The sequence below is a fragment of the Algoriphagus sp. genome (genome assembly GCF_024305035.1).
GTDB lineage: Bacteria > Bacteroidota > Bacteroidia > Cytophagales > Cyclobacteriaceae > Algoriphagus.
Window position 1 is genome coordinate 35,098 of the sequence record NZ_JAMWZB010000036.1, and the last position, 15,722, is coordinate 50,819.

Below are 15,722 nucleotides of genomic sequence, written 5' to 3' on the forward strand. Positions count from 1 at the left end.
GAAGTCCTTTTAGCCGACCTCGATTGCTTTTTTGTTTTCACTGACTTTCAGTGCGTTTTTTGGAAGGACGATTTTTAAGAGTCCATTTTCATAAGTGGCGTCGATCGCTTCTTGCCGGATATTTTCTGGTAGCGCAAATGCACGACGGATGCTGGAGTAAGAGAATTCTTTCTTTCGATAGTTTTCTTTTTCCTCTTCTTTTTTGTGCTCCTTTTCGGCTGAAATACTCAGTACGCCCTCGTTGACTTCTACTTTAAAGTCCTTCTTTTCAAATCCCGGTGCCGATAGTTCGAGTTTGAATTCTTTTTCATTCTCGATCACATTGGCAGAGGGAACCTCCACGGTTTTATCCGGGAACCAAAATTTCTCTTCCCAATCAAAGGGATTTTCTGCTCCAAAGAAGTCCTGAACCATTTTGGGCCAGAAACCTCCGTTTCTTTTAGCTAACGTGCCCATAGCTTTATTTCATTTTGTTGAGTTAAAGCTAAGTTGATTCCAAGGCTTTTGCTATGATAAAAGTCACATAATAAGCTGATTATTACGTGTTTTTATTATTTATTTATTTAAAATGAACCTACCAGTTGAACCTTCACTTTATGGATAGTGACAAAGCGAAATTCTTGAAGAGGAAATCATCCTATTTCATGGGTTGGAAAATTGAATTTTTGATTAAAAGCGAAAAGAATTGTATTTTCCATCTTACTGAAAATTTTCCGCCATGATTGATTTTTCCCGAAGAAATAGCCTCAAAACCATTGGTTTAGCAGCAGGTGTCACCTATTTAAATCCGATGTCTTTTATACCAGCAAAAAACAAGAAGATGAAAGATAAACTTGGGGTGGCCTTGGTCGGCTTGGGGTATTACAGCACGGATCTTTTAGCTCCTGCTTTACAAATGACCAACCATTGTTACCTGGCTGGAATAGTGACGGGCACACCGGAAAAAGAGAAAATCTGGATGGACAAATATGGGATTCCGGAGAAAAACGTGTACAACTACACCAACTTTGACACGATCAAGGACAATCCGGACATCGATGTGGTGTATGTGGTTTTGCCTCCATCCATGCACCGCGAATATGTGGAGCGTGCCGCTGCCGCAAAAAAAGAGGTATGGTGCGAAAAACCCATGGCTGTCACTGCCGAGGAATGCCAATCCATGATCGATGCCTGCCAATCCAATGGGGTGAGCTTGGCCATCGGGTATCGCTGTCAGCACGAGCCAAACACTTTGGAGTATCAGCGAATTGTCAAAAAAGGTTTGTTAGGCTCTGTAAACCGCGTAGAATGTGCCGCAGGCTATCGGGAAAATCGAACCAATCACTGGAAGCAAAAACGTGAAATGGGAGGAGGTGTAATTTATGACATGGGCGTCTATTCTATTCAAGGAGCTCGATTGGGATCAGATCTCGAGCCCATCGCAGTCAAATCCGCTAAAATTTGGACCGAACGACCAGAAATTTACCAAAATGGCTTAGGTGAAATTGTAGAAGCTGAATTGGAATTTCCCGATGGAGTGACCGCTTGGATAAAAACGAGTTTTGCAGAGAATATCAATTTCTTGAATATTCATTGTGAAAAGGGAGATATTGAAATAGCCCCTTTTCAGGCCTATGCCGGAATCAAGGGGAAAAGCCCACTCGGAGAGATCAATTTCCCCTATGAGGTGCCTTGGCAGCAAGCCAATCAGATGGATCAGGATGCGTTGTCCATCATGAACAATCAACCCATGAAGGTGCCCGGAGAAGAAGGAAAACGGGATATTCGAATTGTAGAGGCGATTCTGGAATCAGCGGAGATTGGAAAACGGGTTGTGATCTAGGATCAAATTTCAGGGTCCATTTTTACGATGACGTTTCCGATTTTCTTTCCTTGAGAAACATAGGAATAGGCTTCCTGGATTTCAGCCAATGAAATCACCCGATCAATCAAGGGATTGAACTGCTTTTTAAGCAGAAGTTCGCTCATCAGTGAAAGCGATCCTTGTAGGTCTTGCGGAATGGGGAAAATGACTTTTTTCTTGCTTAAAATGGGGGTAATCAGTGAAAGGAAAATATTTTCCCAATTAGGGCCTAACTCGGATGAAAGATAGGATCCTTTTGGAAAGAGTAAGGGCCTGCAAATCGTAAATCTACTTTTCCCTACCGAGTCCAAAATGGCGTGAAATTGTTCTCCGCATTCCAAAAAGTTTTCCTTGGATCCATCAATTACCCGATCAGCACCTAAGGCTTTCACCCGATCCGCCTGACCTAAGCTTACCGCGGTCACATGGATACGCTTGGCTTTGAGAAGCTGAATTGCAGCCGAACCAATTCCACCCGTTCCGCCGATAACCAAGGCTCTGTCCTCAGGTTGTAAGTCGAGTTTATTGATAAAATTGATGGCGTAATGGGCTCCTTCAATACACGCAGCGGCAATGATTGGATCTAGATCTGCTGGAAGTTTTTGGATATGATTAAAAGCCTTGGTGCAAAAATACTCTGCATGACTTCCTATCCCATTGTCTTTCATTCCCCAGACCATTTCGCCCTCTTCAAAGTCACTGACTAGATTTCCCACCTTAGTGACTTTACCAGTAAAATCGGTTCCCGGAATCGGGTTTCGGGGTCTGGGCCATCCTACAAAAAGCCGCATAATCCATGGCCAGCCTGTCAAAACTGCAAGGTCTGTTCGGTTTACCGAGCAGGCCAAAACTTTGATTTGAACTTCATCAGATTTCGGCTCGGGAATCGGGAGTTCTTTAATGGAGATTGCTGAAAAATCAGTGTATTCTGTCCGGTAAACAGCTTTCATAAGTAAAGTTAAAAAGAATGATCCGCTCTCAAATATGTTGATCGATCAAAATGGCATTGCCATCGGGATCAAAGAAAAGAATACTCCCTGGCCCACTGACAGTTGGATCAGTTTCTTGGGCGAGCTTGATGCCTTTGGATTGGAGTTCATTTTGGATACTTCTTATATCATCAAAGTTTTCGACTAGTCCCGCATTTTGATCCCAACCTGGATTGAAGGTGAGGATGTTTTTTTTAAACATTTCATGAAAAAGACCGATCAAGGTCTGCTCATTTTTCATGATGAGGTAGTTTTGTTTTTCGCTTCCAGCAAAAACGCTAAACCCTAGGTGTTCATAAAATTCCTTGGAGGCTTGGAGGTTTTTGACGGATAGGCTAATGGAAAAGGCGCCGAGTTTCATAAGCGTGGGGAGTTTGGGTTTTGAAATTTAAGTTATTTTAATCGAGTAACACCGTTTTCCCTTTCTCGGCACTTTCCTTAGCAGCATCCAAGATTTCCATCACGATCAGGTTATTTTCCAAGGAATAAAGGTCAAATTCAGGAAGTTGAATCTCTTTTCTGACAACAGCTTTTAGTAATAAAAAAGGATCGGGATAAGGAGGGTCGAGTTCGGGTAGTTCAACGGTTTCTTCTTGAAAACCATCATAGCCCTCTGCCAATCGAGTTCGAAGTTGATTTCGATTATCCGCGTAAAGAGCGCCTTTTTCCGCATAGATTTCCATGTCTTTTCTGCCCATGGGCCAGTTCCAAGAAGCTTGAATGATCAATTGCTTGTCCGGATAGTTGACGATGATCGTGGCATCATCCTCTACCTTAGGATTATTTTCAGGCTGGAGCTGCTGAGTGATGGCGGTGACAGACAGGGGGCGCTCCCCATTTGTAAGCCAGGTCATCAGATTTGCTCCATAGCAGCCAAAGTCCATCAAAGCACCACCACCGTTGAGTTTGGGATCGGTCAGCCATTCTAAAAACTCCGGGCCGACCCCGATTTTTTTGGGACCTCTGTGCCCGTCTCGGACGATGACTTTTATTGCTTTGCCAAATTCGCCTGATTCCAAGATTTCCTTGGCTTGGTGATTGGTTGGATACCAGCTTGTTTCGTAATTGGTGAGTAGGTGAATCTGATGTTTTTTGGCCAGATTTGCCATTTCTTGGGCATGCTCTAAACTGACTGCAAGCGGTTTTTCAACCATGACGTGAATGCCTCGTGGAGCAGCGGCTTGGACGATTTTAAGATGGTCAAAGGTATTTCCAAAGGCAGTCACCGCCTCGGGTTGGGTTTCTTTCAGCATTTTTTCCAAATCCTCAAAGACCAAATCCATTGAAAACCCGTATTGACGAGCATATTTTTCTGCTAATTCCTGATTTGATTCGGAAATTCCTACCAATTCAAAATCGCCCCGATCAATAGCTGAAAGGACCCAGCCTACATGGCCGTGGGTGAGGCCGGCAACAGCTAATTTGAGTTTTTTTTCTTGCCCTAGCGCTAAGGCAATAGGGATGTAAAACAAGAAAACAAATAGGGATAGACTTTTCTTCATGGAAAGGATTCTTTTTACAGGTTTAAGTTAGGGTATTTTGAGGTTTAATGCCCTGATTAGCCTCTGAAGTTCAACTTTTCGCCAAAAGCAGCTGAAATTCCAATGCCCCGCAGGGCTGAAATTCATCCTCGGCTAAATCCTCAAAAATCTCTTCATCAAATTCCATTTCTGTTTTTTCGATTTTCCCATCTGGATGGACGATGAGTTCGGTTCCGGTGAAATCTTCAGGGTTCACCATCACTAAAACCTGATAATCGTCAAAAATGCGCTTAAAATACTGTGCAATCGCTTTGGCCATGATTTTCTTGTAAAACTACAAATTAGCGATTGGATGTGATCGCATTATTTTGATAAATGACTGCTGTAGGGGGATTTTGGGTTTCTTGGATTCTTCGAAATAAAAACATGGCCTGAGCTAAAAAATCACTTTCCTCATAGGTTTTTGTAGGGGTAAAAGCGTGGTTTTTGACCAAAAAAACCGGTCCATAGGTTCCAGTAATTTCATACCCATTAGCTGATTTTTTTCGCTTTAATTTGATCTCCGAACCATCTTGAAACTCAATTCTCGCATTGCCAAAGAAAAACCCACCCCTTCCTCGGGCAACTTGAAGATCAGACATTTGATCCACGATACGGATATCTTTAATGAAAGGCCTATTGCGATGGTAAAAAAGACGATAATTCTTTTCTTCTGACTCCAATTCGGCATAGCGAAATCCCGGATCAACTTTTAATTTAGCCTCTTCCCCTTTAGGATTTTGATAATTAACTTCAATCATCGGGATTTCCCAAGTAGAGGAACTTTGTGCCTTTACCCAATAACAAGAGAGAAGGAGTACAGCTGTCGAGAGGATGGTTTTGGATTTCATGGTCAAAGAGTTTGGATTCAAAGTTTTTACGCAGGAGCAAATAAGAAAGTTTTCGGTGCCAAATTGAGGATTTCAAGTCCATGATTGTGGATTGAAAAAAAAATGATCAAAATATGTTGAATTTGCTTTTTCTTTTCGGTTCCCTTCCTAAATTTGCCGAAGTCTTATGAAAACAACTGCAAACAACTATTGGTGGTGGCATACTGAAACTTTCCCGGGGAAAGCACAGAAAGCCCTTGCCTAAAATTGAAAGCAAGAACTATATAATTGGCTTACTGGTTTCCCCGGTAAGCCTTTTTTTATGTCTAAAATTAACCACCCATGAACCACGTTAAATTTCCGATTCTGACCACTTACAAAAAGCGACTGGCTGATACGATCACTCCGGTGAGTATTTATCTTCAAATTCGAGATCGATTTGCCAATCCCATTTTGTTGGAAAGCTCCGATTATCATGGTCAAGAGAATAGTTACTCTTACATCTGCTTTAACCCGCTGGCGACTTTTTCTTTCAACAATGGAAAGGTCTCTGAGAAGTTGCCTAATGGAGATGAATTAGCTTATGAAGTAACTTCAGAAAAACCGCTAATGGATCATTTGAGAGCATTTGGGAATAAATTTGATCCTACTCCGGATAAATTTAAGTTTAGTACCAATGGACTTTTTGGCTACATCCAGTATGATACCGTGGGCTGGTTTGAGGATATCAAGCTAAGTAAAACTCAGCCCAATGAAATCCCGATGATGGACTACTCCATGTATCAAAATATCATTGTGGTGGATCATTACAAAAATGAATTGCATCTATTTGAGCATCGAGTAGCTGGGGCGGAAAATCCCGAATACATGCCTGAAATAGAGCAATTACTTAACAATAAAAATATTCCCGCCTATTCCTTCAAAAAAGTAGGGGAGGAAGTTTCCAACTACACCGACGAGGAGTTTCTCAAAATCCTGAATCAAGGTCGGGAACATTGTTTCCGGGGGGATGTCTTCCAAATTGTGCTTTCCAGACGCTTTACCACTGAATTTAAAGGGGATGAATTCAATGTCTATCGTGCCTTGCGTTCGGTCAATCCATCTCCTTATCTATTCTATTTTGACTATGGTTCTTTCAAGGTATTTGGAAGTTCGCCAGAAGCACAAATCGTGGTCAAAAACCGAAAGGCCACCATTTTTCCCATTGCTGGAACATTCCGACGCACAGGAAATGATGAAGATGATGCAGAATTGGCAAAAAAGCTTTTTGATGATCCCAAGGAAAATTCAGAACATGTGATGCTAGTGGATCTGGCCCGAAATGACCTTTCTCGTTCCTCAGATGTAGTTAACGTGGACGTTTTTAAAGAAATCCAATACTATTCCCATGTCATTCATTTGGTATCCAAGGTGACCGGAGAATTGCCAGAAGGAACCAATCCCCTTCAACTTGTAGCGGATACTTTTCCTGCCGGAACGCTCTCAGGTGCTCCCAAATACCGAGCAATGGAACTCATTGATGAGTTAGAAAACATCAGCCGGCAGTTTTACGGAGGAGCGATTGGTTACTTAGGTTTTAACGGTGATTTCAATCATGCCATTTTGATAAGATCCTTTGTATCAGAAAATAATCAACTGCGATTCCAGGCGGGTGCTGGCGTGGTGGCCAAATCTTCCATCCCCTCCGAGCTTCAAGAAGTAGCCAATAAATTGGAAGCATTAAGAGTAGCCCTTCGAGCTGCTGAAACTATTTGAACCTATTGAACCATGAAAATACTGGTACTTGATAATTACGACTCCTTCACTTATAACCTGGTGTATATTATTCGACAGCTGGGCTATGGAGATCACATGGATGTCTTTCGAAATGATAAAATTTCGATTGAAGACGTTGCTCATTACGATAAAATTCTACTTTCCCCCGGTCCGGGAGTCCCCTCGGAAGCGGGAATCATGCCTGAACTGCTCCAACGATATTCAGCCGAAAAATCTATCTTGGGAGTTTGCCTAGGCCATCAGGCGATTGGCGAAGCTTTTGGCGGAAGTTTGATTAATCTTTCTGAAGTTTTACATGGCGTAGCTTCTGCTGTGGAGGTGGAAAAAGATTTGCTTTTTGAGGGAATCCCCAATACTTTTCCCATTGGAAGATATCATTCTTGGGTCATCGATGAATCTACCCTTTCATCAAATTTAGAAGTGATCGCAAGAACTCCCGATCAACAAATCATGGCCGTTCGCCACAAACAGTTTGCAGTACGTGGAGTTCAGTTTCATCCGGAAAGTATCCTGACCGAAAATGGAGTTAGAATCATTCAAAACTGGTTGGAATCCTGAATTCTGCCCAAAATCATTCCTAAAATGAAAGAGATTTTAAATCAACTGATTGAGCATAAAACACTGAGTCAAGGCCAAGCCAGGGAAGTACTCAAAAACCTGGCGACGGGGGCATACAATTCCTCTCAAGTGGCTGCATTTATGACCGTATACCTGATGCGTTCGATTACGGTCGAGGAGTTGCGTGGGTTTAGGGAAGCTATGCTCGAACTCTGTGTTCCAGTCCAGATTTCTGAATATGACGCTATGGATTTATGCGGCACAGGAGGGGATGGAAAGGATACGTTTAATATCTCAACACTTTCTTCTTTTGTCGTCGCAGGTGCCGGTCAACATGTTGCCAAACATGGCAACACAGGAGTTTCTTCAATTTGCGGCTCATCAAATTTGTTGGCTTATTTTGGCTATGAGTTTACCCATGATATTAGCGAAATCAGACGTTCGCTTGACCAGGTAGGGATTTGCTTTCTGCATGCCCCGCTATTCCATCCCGCGATGAGGAATGTGGCTCCGATTCGAAAAGAACTCGGCGTCAAAACCTTTTTTAACATGCTAGGTCCAATGGTGAATCCGAGCTTTCCCAAAAAGCAATTGGTCGGCGTATTCAGTTTAGAGTTAGCCCGTCTTTATGCTTACCTCTATCAGGAAAGTGATGCGCAATTTTCCATTCTTCATGCTTTGGATGGTTATGATGAAATTTCGCTTACAGGAGATTTTAAAATGATTTCTAATTCAGGGGAAAAGCTTTTTAATCCGGAGCAGATCGGTCTTTCTAAGCTAAAGGCAGCAGAAATTAAAGGGGGAGCAACGGTTCAGGAATCTGCTAAAATTTTCGAAAACATCCTTAAAGGAAAAGGAACTAACCCTCAAAATGAAGTCGTTTTAGCCAATTCGGCAGCTGCATTAGTCACTGCAAATCCATCGTTAACCTTTGCAGAGGCAGTGGTCCGGGCAAGAGAAGTCTTGATGAGCGGTAAGGCACTTGATGTCTTTAATGGGTTAGTCAATCCAAAAACTTCTGTTTCATTTGCTTAAACATTGATTATGAATATTTTAGAAAAAATAATTACAGATAAATATCAGGAAGTAGCTGAGCGAAAGAGCTTGATTCCCGTCAAACTTCTGGAAAAAAGCGCCTTTTTTGATGGCAAGGTGGTTTCGATGAAAAAGTATGTGACTGACCCGGAGAAATCGGGAATTATTGCAGAGTTTAAGCGTAAATCACCTTCCAAAGGAATGATAAATGGCTCAGCTTCAGTGGAGCAGGTCAGTATCGGTTACATGCAGGCTGGAGCTTCGGCCTTGTCTATTTTGACCGATCAGGAATACTTCGGAGGTAGTAATGATGATTTGAAAATTGCGAGAAAATTCAATTTCTGTCCGATTCTCCGAAAAGACTTTGTGGTGGATGAATATCAAATCATCGAAGCCAAATCCATCGGTGCAGACTGCATACTATTGATTGCGGCTGCATTGGAACCGGAGAAATTAAAGTCCTTGGCCTATTTTGCCAAAAGCATGGGCATGGAGGTTTTGCTCGAAGTGCATGATGGAGAAGAATTAGAAAAAAGCTTGAATGATGGCGTGGATTTGGTGGGGGTGAATAATCGAAACCTGAAAACTTTCGAAGTCTCCATTGATACTTCATTGGAGCTGGTGACTGCGATTCCGGATTCCTTTATCAAAATTTCCGAAAGTGGTATTTCTGATCCAAAGACTTTGATCCAATTGAAAAAAGCGGGTTTTGATGGATTTTTGATTGGGGAAAACTTTATGAAATCCAGTCGTCCGGAGCAGGCCGCCTTTAACTTTATCAAGGAATTTAAACGAATGGCAGCTAGCGAACTCTCCGAATCCTAATGGAAATCAAAGTCTGTGGCATGCGTGAGTTGGGAAATATCCAAAGCTTGATCGCTGAGGTGAAGCCGGATTGGATGGGATTGATCTTTTATCCCAAATCCCCGCGCTATGTTTCCGAGGATCGAGCGACAGAATTGAAAGAAATTGCGGTGAAAAAAGTCGGGGTTTTTGTCAATGAGACTGAAGATGAAATTCTCAGAAAAGTAGGCTTATTTCAGCTTTCGGCCATTCAGCTTCATGGAAATGAATCGGCAGAATTTGTCGAAAAACTTTCGGAACGAACTTCCTGCGAGCTTTGGAAAGTAGTTTCCGTTTCGGAAAAAATTGATTGGAAAAGTTTGGTAGCTTACCTGCCTTATGTGAGTAAGTTTCTTTTCGATACAGCGACAAAAGCGCATGGCGGATCCGGGCAAAAATTTGATTGGTCTGTTTTGGAAACTTATCCCTTCGACAAAGGCTTTCTCTTGAGTGGGGGTTTGGATGAAGAATGTGTGGAGGAAATTGCAGCTTTGCGCCAGCAAATCCCTCAACTCGAAGGGGTAGATTTGAACTCAAAATTTGAAGATGTACCGGGTTTGAAAAATATTGAAAAACTGAAAAAATTTAAACAAAAGCTTCTTTCACTAGAGGCGATTTAAACGGGAGAAGATATGATCAGAGTGGACGAAAAGGGGTTTTATGGCAATTTTGGGGGTGCGTACATTCCTGAAATGCTCCATCCCAATATCGAGGAGCTGAGGGAAAATTACGAGTCTATTGTGGCTTCTGAGGAATTTCAGAAGGAGTTTCAGTTGTTGTTGCGAGATTTTGTGGGAAGGCCGACACCACTTTATTTTGCCAATCGGCTTTCAGAAAAATTCGGAGCCAAAATTTACTTAAAGCGTGAGGACCTCTGCCATACCGGAGCGCATAAAGTGAATAATACTGTGGGTCAAATCATTTTGGCCAAAAAGCTTGGGAAAAAGCGAATTATCGCTGAGACTGGAGCAGGTCAACACGGTGTGGCTACGGCTACGGTTTGTGCCTTGATGGGGATGGATTGCACGGTTTATATGGGGGAGTTAGACATTGAACGGCAAAAACCCAATGTAGAACGGATGAAGATTCTCGGTGCGAAAGTGGTACCGGCAACTTCCGGTTCGCGCACACTCAAGGATGCCACCAATGAAGCCATGCGTCAGTGGATCAATAATCCCGTGGATACGCATTACATCATTGGTTCGGTAGTAGGTCCGCATCCCTATCCGGAGATGGTGGCTCGCTTTCAATCGGTGATATCGGAGGAAATGAAATGGCAGTTGAAAGAGAAAGAAGGACGTGAAAATCCGGATTTGGTGATTGCCTGTGTCGGTGGAGGGTCCAATGCCGCAGGAGCATTTTATCATTATTACAATACCCCCGAAGTCCGATTGATTGCCGCGGAGGCTGCAGGATTGGGAGTTAGCAGTGGGAAGTCTGCGGCAACCACTATTTTGGGTACACCGGGTATTTTGCATGGTTCGAAGACGATTCTGATGCAAACCGAAGATGGACAAGTGGTCGAGCCACATTCCATTTCTGCCGGATTGGATTATCCCGGAATCGGACCGGTTCATGCGCATTTACATGAAATAGGTCGGGCAGAATTTGTGGCTGTTGAGGATGAGGATGCGATGAAAGCTGGAATCTTACTCAGCCGCACCGAGGGAATCATTCCAGCCATCGAAACCGCTCATGCTATCCATGCGCTAAATATGATTGAATACCGAAAGGACGATGTGATTGTAATCAACCTTTCCGGTCGGGGAGACAAGGATCTGGAGACGTATATTAAGTGGGGAGGATACTGATTAAAAGTCCGATGTTGGATTTCGGATGAACGATGTATACCAGTACAATATACGTCGGACATCTGACACAGGACATCAAACAAAAAATCCATGAATCGCATACACTATTTATTTAACAACAAGAAGGATCGAGTACTCTCGATCTATTTCACGGCTGGATTTCCTCATTTGGAAGATACCCTTCCTGTGATGGAAGCCATTCAGGCAGGCGGTGCCGATATTATCGAGATTGGCGTGCCTTATTCTGATCCGATTGCCGATGGTCCGACCATTCAGGATAGCAATAAGATTGCCTTAGATAATGGCATGAGCATGAGGAAGCTTTTTGAGCAACTGAAAGGCTTCCGTGCCAAAATCCATATTCCTGTGGTTTTGATGGGGTATTTGAATCCCATTATTCAGTTTGGAATGGAGGACTTTTGCAAAAAGTGCAAGGAGGTCGGGATTGATGGATTGATTCTTCCCGACTTGCCCATGCAGCAGTATTTGGATGAGTACAAAAGCGTATTTGAGGAATACGGATTGGTCAATACTTTTCTGATTTCACCTCAGACCTCCGAAAAGCGGATTCGGGAAATCGATGAAAACACCGATGGATTTATTTACATGGTTTCCTCGCATTCGATCACAGGAGCAAAAAGTGGAATCAGCGAAGAGCAAATCGCTTATTTCAAACGCGTACAGGAGATGAACCTTAAAAATCCCCGGCTGATAGGCTTTGGCATTTCCGATGCAGAGACCTTTAGCATCGCTTCAACTTATAGTCACGGAGCCATTATCGGTTCTGCGTTCATTAAGAAAATCAAAGAATCACAAAATCAATCTCAAGATATTCAGGATTACATTCAATCAGTAATTCGATAATACCTTTTCCAAAATTTTAAACTTTGGAAAAGTTCACTATCTAGTTGCAATCTCGTAATTCAAAATTCGTAACTCGTACATTTCCCCATGATTATCCAACTACAACCCGATATTTCTTCCAAGCAAAAGGAAACCCTGATCGAAAAGGTCAATGGAATCGGCTATAAAACTACCGAAGTAAAAACCCAACTGGGGGATTACATCATCGGCATCGGAAAAAAAGAATTTGATATCCGTAAAATCGGCCAGCTTGATGGTATTCGAGATATTCATATCGTCTCTGACGAATATAAACTGGTCTCCAAAAAATGGAAAGCAAAACCTACTTCCGTGGACTTGGGAGACGGAGTTTTTATCAAAGACGGAGAAATGGCCATCATCACCGGGCCCTGCTCCATTGAGTCTGAGGATCAAATTCGTAACGTAGTCAACCATTGCGTAGAAAACGGAATCCGTATGATGCGCGGCGGGGTCTTCAAACCCCGAACTTCCCCGTATGCCTTTCGGGGAATGGGTATCGATGGTTTGAAACTTTGGCATTCTATCGCCTCCGAAGCCGGGGTGAAGATCGTCACCGAAGTGATGCAAACTTCCCAAATCGAGGAAATGTATCCGTATGTAGATATCTATCAAGTAGGGGCGCGAAATTCTCAGAATTTCAACCTGCTGGACGAACTTGGAAAAGTGGACAAAGCTGTCATGATCAAGCGTGGAATTTCTGGAACAATTGAGGAATTGCTACAGTCTGCGGAGTATGTGTTCTCCGGAGGAAATGAAAAGCTGATTTTATGTGAGCGCGGCATCCGAACCTACGAAAAGGCATCTCGAAACACCTTGGATCTTAATGCTATTCCAATTCTCAAAGCCAAGTCCCATCTTCCGGTGATCGTAGACCCTTCTCATGGAATTGGGATTCGTGCCTATGTGCCACAGATGGCCTTAGCCGGAGTGATGGCTGGGGCTGATGGTATCATCTATGAATCTCATGAAATACCGGAAAAAGCCTATTCGGATGGACAGCAGACCTTAGATTTTGCGCAAAGCGCACGATTGGCTGCTTGGATTCGGGAAAGTTTTGCGATGCGGAAAGGGTTTGATTTGCTTTAAGGGCGTGATTCTATCTTTAAGGAAACTTGAATTATTTTATTTACGTACTGAATTAAGTACATTTATAAAAATATTTGGCTATGAAAGTAGTAAACTACACGGACTTGAGGGTGAACTTGAAGAAATGGTTTGATCTGGTGGTAGATGATCTGGAGGAAGTGATTATAAAAAGGAAAGACAACCGAGACTTGGTCTTGATATCCTTGGATGAATACAATGCGCTCAAAGAAACTAGCTATTTGCTCAGTGGTAAAAACAGGGATGTACTTATGAAGTCCCTTAAAGAAGCTAAAGCGGGAAAAATCATTGAAAGACCTTTGATTGAAGAATGAGAATTGTTTGGACGCTTACTGCTTGGAACGATTACCTGTATTGGCAACGAATCGACAAGAAAAAACTCAAACGTATTAATGAACTAATTAAAGCGTCTCTTAGAGATCCCTTTCATGGAATTGGAAATCCTGAACCGCTCAAACACGATTTACAGGGATTCTGGTCTAGGAGGATTGATGGTGAACACCGCCTGGTTTACTCTTATCAAAATTCAGAATTATTGATTATTGCCTGCAAGTATCATTATTAACGAAATTGAGAAAGTTCTTTCCTATCCACTCGTCTTTAGCTCTGCCAAATTTTCTAATTCAAAAAATAAATTGGAATAGTTTTTTGCCTCTTGGCTTAATTTATATTCAGCCATTGATCAATTTCTTGGCTTCCTTCAAGATTTGGTCCTTGGTACGATTGGTAAAGCCGCTATTTTCGGCTTTTTCTAATTTGGCTCTCAGCCAATCAATTTCTGCCTGTTGCTTTCTTGCCTGTCGAATCAAATCATTAACCAGTTCCCTTTTACTGCTATATTCCTGATTTTCCACTTGTGCTTTTAGCCATTCATCATTTGGTTCCGTCAGTGAAATACTTTGTCTTGCCATGGTTCTTTTATTTGATGTAAAAATCCATCAAAATTGAATCACTTTCAATATCTTAGGTTTTGATGCTGAAAGGATCAATTAAAAATCAATAGTTTTGATTACAAAACCTTCATCATTTTCTTTTTGACCTTGTATAAGTTGATAAAGGGAATTTCCTGTTGTAGTCATCAGGCAAGGACTTGCTCCCAAAATTTTATTGGATTTATAGACTTGGGTCAGGTCAAAATTATCATTTAAGACGTAGTACTTATCAAATCTATTCGAACTGTTGGTGATCCCCTTTTGAGCATCGCCTTCGTAATATCCCACTTCGGATACCAAAACCATCCCTTTATCTAAAGCGTAAATCCCCGTAACAGTGCTATTTTCATTGATGAACTTCACTGCCTGATTAAAATCCGAATTGACCATATCCACCGGGTTGGTTTTGATTTCTCCAACCTGAAATTCCTCATCTGTAAGGCTTGTTTCTTCGATAGATTGCATAGTAGTAAGGTCAAACTTGTTGATTTTAAGCTCATCCGAAGCGATGTAAATCAAATCATTGTTTTTTAAATCTATCCCTCCCGAGCAGGAAAAAATATCTAACAACACTTGTTCATTACTGACTTCACCCAGGCTTTTTTCTAATTTCCCTAAACCTAAATCATAGACTTGGATATATGAGTCCATATAGCCACCTTTGGTGTAGGCGATGAGTTTGTCTTCAAAAGGGGTAAAATTACTAATGGCTCGATCAAAAATTTTAAATTCTTCTATCGGATCACCGTCTGGAGTATAAGTGATGAGTTTTAATTGTTGACTACACCAAAGATAAATTTTCCCATTGTAGTACTTTACGATGGAGGGATTCTGAAACTGCAAAGGACCATTTCCTTCGGCCTGAATTACTTTTTCTTGATTTCCACCTTGATCGTAAATGATCATTTTGGGCGAGTTCAGATCAGTCAGGACAATCCTACCCTCCTCTATGATGTCAAAAGATAAAGGGCTTCCCAGTAAAGATAAATTATCCTGAAGTTCTGCCAGCAACTGGAAATTGGGTTGTTTTGGTGAAGATTTTTCGGTATTTTTCAATGAATTGTTTTCACAAGAATAAAATTGGAAGAAAATGTAACTTAAGAATGGTAGAAGCTTTCTCTGCATTTCTTGGAATAAAATTGTTAATTTCAATGTTAGAAATAGAATTCCTTTTTTAAAATCCAGAAAAGAAATCGCCGAGGAATTTGGGATTTTTGCTAAAACCCTGACCCGATGAATTCAAAAGGAAAACTTGTCGATTACTAGAGGTTTGATCTCCGCTAAGGAACAAGATTTGATTTATTTGAAATTTGGGATGCCTCAAAAGGCTTCCTAGTTCCCGCTTTCCAATCTCAAAACCAGAAACTTTTGGCCATTTGTAAAATAGGCTTGTGTAAGGCCATTTACATTTGTAAATTCACAGCGTGAATCCAACCCCAAGAACCTATATTCATCACTCTCACTATCCGCTTCAATGAAGGAATGGGATGAGTATGGTTTTTTGTGAACGATATCGAAGCCTATTCCAATTGCGGAATGGGCTTTTTTCGGTGTGCCCAGCATGGGCGATAGCTATAGGGTGCAAGTCCCGAACAC

Annotated in this window: 19 protein-coding genes; 11 read left to right on the top strand and 8 right to left on the bottom strand. The window is 41.9% G+C overall.

Annotation, left to right across the window (positions count from 1 at the left end; all coding sequences use genetic code 11):
• Positions 1 to 9: 9 nt before the first annotated feature.
• Entirely contained in the window at positions 10 to 456 is a 447-nt protein-coding gene (locus Q0L00_RS17210) for an Hsp20/alpha crystallin family protein (protein ID WP_297338131.1), read from the bottom strand.
• Positions 457 to 718: 262 nt separating this feature from the next.
• On the opposite strand from Q0L00_RS17210, the gene Q0L00_RS17215 reads away from it, so the two are divergent.
• On the top strand, positions 719 to 1,822 hold the full coding sequence (locus Q0L00_RS17215; protein WP_297338132.1) for a Gfo/Idh/MocA family oxidoreductase: 1,104 nt from the start codon (positions 719 to 721) through the stop codon (positions 1,820 to 1,822).
• A 2-nt stretch (positions 1,823 to 1,824) separates the two neighbouring features.
• On the opposite strand, the gene Q0L00_RS17220 is transcribed toward Q0L00_RS17215, so the two are convergent.
• The 5 genes from Q0L00_RS17220 to Q0L00_RS17240 form a co-directional block, all read right to left on the bottom strand.
• The gene (locus Q0L00_RS17220; RefSeq protein ID WP_297338133.1) at positions 1,825 to 2,793 is read right to left on the bottom strand and encodes an NAD(P)-dependent alcohol dehydrogenase; all 969 of its coding nucleotides are present in this window, start codon (positions 2,791 to 2,793) and stop codon (positions 1,825 to 1,827) included.
• Positions 2,794 to 2,821: 28 nt separating this feature from the next.
• Positions 2,822 to 3,193 (bottom strand): VOC family protein, encoded by a 372-nt coding sequence (locus Q0L00_RS17225; RefSeq protein WP_297338134.1) that lies wholly within the window; start codon positions 3,191 to 3,193, stop codon positions 2,822 to 2,824.
• 37 nt (positions 3,194 to 3,230) lie between these two features.
• Positions 3,231 to 4,334: a Gfo/Idh/MocA family oxidoreductase gene (locus Q0L00_RS17230; RefSeq protein WP_297338135.1), complete on the bottom strand. Its 1,104-nt coding sequence runs from the start codon at positions 4,332 to 4,334 to the stop codon at positions 3,231 to 3,233.
• A gap of 70 nt (positions 4,335 to 4,404) precedes the next feature.
• A complete protein-coding gene (locus tag Q0L00_RS17235; RefSeq protein WP_297338136.1) occupies positions 4,405 to 4,632 on the bottom strand; it encodes a hypothetical protein in 228 nt (75 codons plus the stop codon).
• Between the two features lie 22 nt (positions 4,633 to 4,654).
• Positions 4,655 to 5,203 carry a hypothetical protein gene (locus Q0L00_RS17240; RefSeq protein ID WP_297338137.1) on the bottom strand — a complete coding sequence of 183 codons (549 nt, stop codon included), beginning with the start codon at positions 5,201 to 5,203 and terminating at the stop codon, positions 4,655 to 4,657.
• A gap of 321 nt (positions 5,204 to 5,524) precedes the next feature.
• Here Q0L00_RS17240 and Q0L00_RS17245 point away from each other — a divergent pair, with 321 nt between their 5' ends.
• The 10 genes from Q0L00_RS17245 to Q0L00_RS17290 all read left to right on the top strand — a co-directional run bounded on the left by Q0L00_RS17245 (position 5,525) and on the right by Q0L00_RS17290 (position 13,759).
• Positions 5,525 to 6,937 carry an anthranilate synthase component I family protein gene (locus Q0L00_RS17245; protein ID WP_297338138.1) on the top strand — a complete coding sequence of 471 codons (1,413 nt, stop codon included), beginning with the start codon at positions 5,525 to 5,527 and terminating at the stop codon, positions 6,935 to 6,937.
• A 12-nt stretch (positions 6,938 to 6,949) separates the two neighbouring features.
• Complete coding sequence (locus tag Q0L00_RS17250) at positions 6,950 to 7,516, top strand: aminodeoxychorismate/anthranilate synthase component II (protein WP_297338139.1); 567 nt, start codon at positions 6,950 to 6,952, stop codon at positions 7,514 to 7,516.
• Between the two features lie 24 nt (positions 7,517 to 7,540).
• Positions 7,541 to 8,551 carry an anthranilate phosphoribosyltransferase gene (trpD, locus tag Q0L00_RS17255; RefSeq protein ID WP_297338140.1) on the top strand — a complete coding sequence of 337 codons (1,011 nt, stop codon included), beginning with the start codon at positions 7,541 to 7,543 and terminating at the stop codon, positions 8,549 to 8,551.
• Positions 8,552 to 8,560: 9 nt separating this feature from the next.
• Positions 8,561 to 9,376: an indole-3-glycerol phosphate synthase TrpC gene (trpC, locus tag Q0L00_RS17260; RefSeq protein WP_297338141.1), complete on the top strand. Its 816-nt coding sequence runs from the start codon at positions 8,561 to 8,563 to the stop codon at positions 9,374 to 9,376.
• Entirely contained in the window at positions 9,376 to 10,014 is a 639-nt protein-coding gene (locus Q0L00_RS17265) for a phosphoribosylanthranilate isomerase (protein WP_297338142.1), read from the top strand. Before trpC ends, Q0L00_RS17265 begins: the two co-directional genes overlap by 1 nt.
• A 12-nt stretch (positions 10,015 to 10,026) precedes the next feature.
• Complete coding sequence (gene trpB, locus Q0L00_RS17270) at positions 10,027 to 11,205, top strand: tryptophan synthase subunit beta (protein WP_297338143.1); 1,179 nt, start codon at positions 10,027 to 10,029, stop codon at positions 11,203 to 11,205.
• Positions 11,206 to 11,295: 90 nt separating this feature from the next.
• On the top strand, positions 11,296 to 12,069 hold the full coding sequence (gene trpA, locus Q0L00_RS17275; RefSeq protein WP_297338144.1) for a tryptophan synthase subunit alpha: 774 nt from the start codon (positions 11,296 to 11,298) through the stop codon (positions 12,067 to 12,069).
• 87 nt (positions 12,070 to 12,156) lie between these two features.
• A complete protein-coding gene (gene aroF / locus Q0L00_RS17280) occupies positions 12,157 to 13,176 on the top strand; it encodes a 3-deoxy-7-phosphoheptulonate synthase (RefSeq protein ID WP_297338145.1) in 1,020 nt (339 codons plus the stop codon).
• A gap of 80 nt (positions 13,177 to 13,256) precedes the next feature.
• The gene (locus Q0L00_RS17285) at positions 13,257 to 13,508 is read left to right on the top strand and encodes a type II toxin-antitoxin system Phd/YefM family antitoxin (protein WP_297338146.1); all 252 of its coding nucleotides are present in this window, start codon (positions 13,257 to 13,259) and stop codon (positions 13,506 to 13,508) included.
• Positions 13,505 to 13,759, top strand: coding sequence for a Txe/YoeB family addiction module toxin (locus Q0L00_RS17290; RefSeq protein ID WP_297338147.1), 255 nt, complete (start codon positions 13,505 to 13,507; stop codon positions 13,757 to 13,759). The genes Q0L00_RS17285 and Q0L00_RS17290 overlap by 4 nt, the downstream gene beginning before the upstream one ends.
• Positions 13,760 to 13,865: 106 nt before the next feature.
• Here the strand turns inward: Q0L00_RS17290 and Q0L00_RS17295 are convergent, their stop codons facing one another.
• Together Q0L00_RS17295 and Q0L00_RS17300 are read right to left on the bottom strand one after the other, a co-directional pair.
• A complete protein-coding gene (locus Q0L00_RS17295; protein WP_297338148.1) occupies positions 13,866 to 14,105 on the bottom strand; it encodes a type II toxin-antitoxin system ParD family antitoxin in 240 nt (79 codons plus the stop codon).
• Between the two features lie 78 nt (positions 14,106 to 14,183).
• On the bottom strand, positions 14,184 to 15,182 hold the full coding sequence (locus Q0L00_RS17300) for a 6-bladed beta-propeller (protein ID WP_297338149.1): 999 nt from the start codon (positions 15,180 to 15,182) through the stop codon (positions 14,184 to 14,186).
• Between the last annotated feature and the right edge of the window lie 540 nt (positions 15,183 to 15,722).

Coding starts and splice junctions, on each gene's coding strand:
- Q0L00_RS17210 (WP_297338131.1), bottom strand. CDS start 456: ATGGGCACGTTAGCTAAAAGAAACGGAGGTTTCTGGCCCAAAATGGTT.
- Q0L00_RS17230 (WP_297338135.1), bottom strand. CDS start 4,334: ATGAAGAAAAGTCTATCCCTATTTGTTTTCTTGTTTTACATCCCTATT.
- Q0L00_RS17250 (WP_297338139.1), top strand. CDS start 6,950: ATGAAAATACTGGTACTTGATAATTACGACTCCTTCACTTATAACCTG.
- Q0L00_RS17215 (WP_297338132.1), top strand. CDS start 719: ATGATTGATTTTTCCCGAAGAAATAGCCTCAAAACCATTGGTTTAGCA.
- Q0L00_RS17245 (WP_297338138.1), top strand. CDS start 5,525: ATGAACCACGTTAAATTTCCGATTCTGACCACTTACAAAAAGCGACTG.
- Q0L00_RS17235 (WP_297338136.1), bottom strand. CDS start 4,632: ATGGCCAAAGCGATTGCACAGTATTTTAAGCGCATTTTTGACGATTAT.
- trpD (WP_297338140.1), top strand. CDS start 7,541: ATGAAAGAGATTTTAAATCAACTGATTGAGCATAAAACACTGAGTCAA.
- aroF (WP_297338145.1), top strand. CDS start 12,157: ATGATTATCCAACTACAACCCGATATTTCTTCCAAGCAAAAGGAAACC.
- Q0L00_RS17295 (WP_297338148.1), bottom strand. CDS start 14,105: ATGGCAAGACAAAGTATTTCACTGACGGAACCAAATGATGAATGGCTA.
- Q0L00_RS17240 (WP_297338137.1), bottom strand. CDS start 5,203: ATGAAATCCAAAACCATCCTCTCGACAGCTGTACTCCTTCTCTCTTGT.
- Q0L00_RS17220 (WP_297338133.1), bottom strand. CDS start 2,793: ATGAAAGCTGTTTACCGGACAGAATACACTGATTTTTCAGCAATCTCC.
- trpB (WP_297338143.1), top strand. CDS start 10,027: ATGATCAGAGTGGACGAAAAGGGGTTTTATGGCAATTTTGGGGGTGCG.
- Q0L00_RS17265 (WP_297338142.1), top strand. CDS start 9,376: ATGGAAATCAAAGTCTGTGGCATGCGTGAGTTGGGAAATATCCAAAGC.
- Q0L00_RS17290 (WP_297338147.1), top strand. CDS start 13,505: ATGAGAATTGTTTGGACGCTTACTGCTTGGAACGATTACCTGTATTGG.
- Q0L00_RS17225 (WP_297338134.1), bottom strand. CDS start 3,193: ATGAAACTCGGCGCCTTTTCCATTAGCCTATCCGTCAAAAACCTCCAA.
- trpA (WP_297338144.1), top strand. CDS start 11,296: ATGAATCGCATACACTATTTATTTAACAACAAGAAGGATCGAGTACTC.
- trpC (WP_297338141.1), top strand. CDS start 8,561: ATGAATATTTTAGAAAAAATAATTACAGATAAATATCAGGAAGTAGCT.
- Q0L00_RS17285 (WP_297338146.1), top strand. CDS start 13,257: ATGAAAGTAGTAAACTACACGGACTTGAGGGTGAACTTGAAGAAATGG.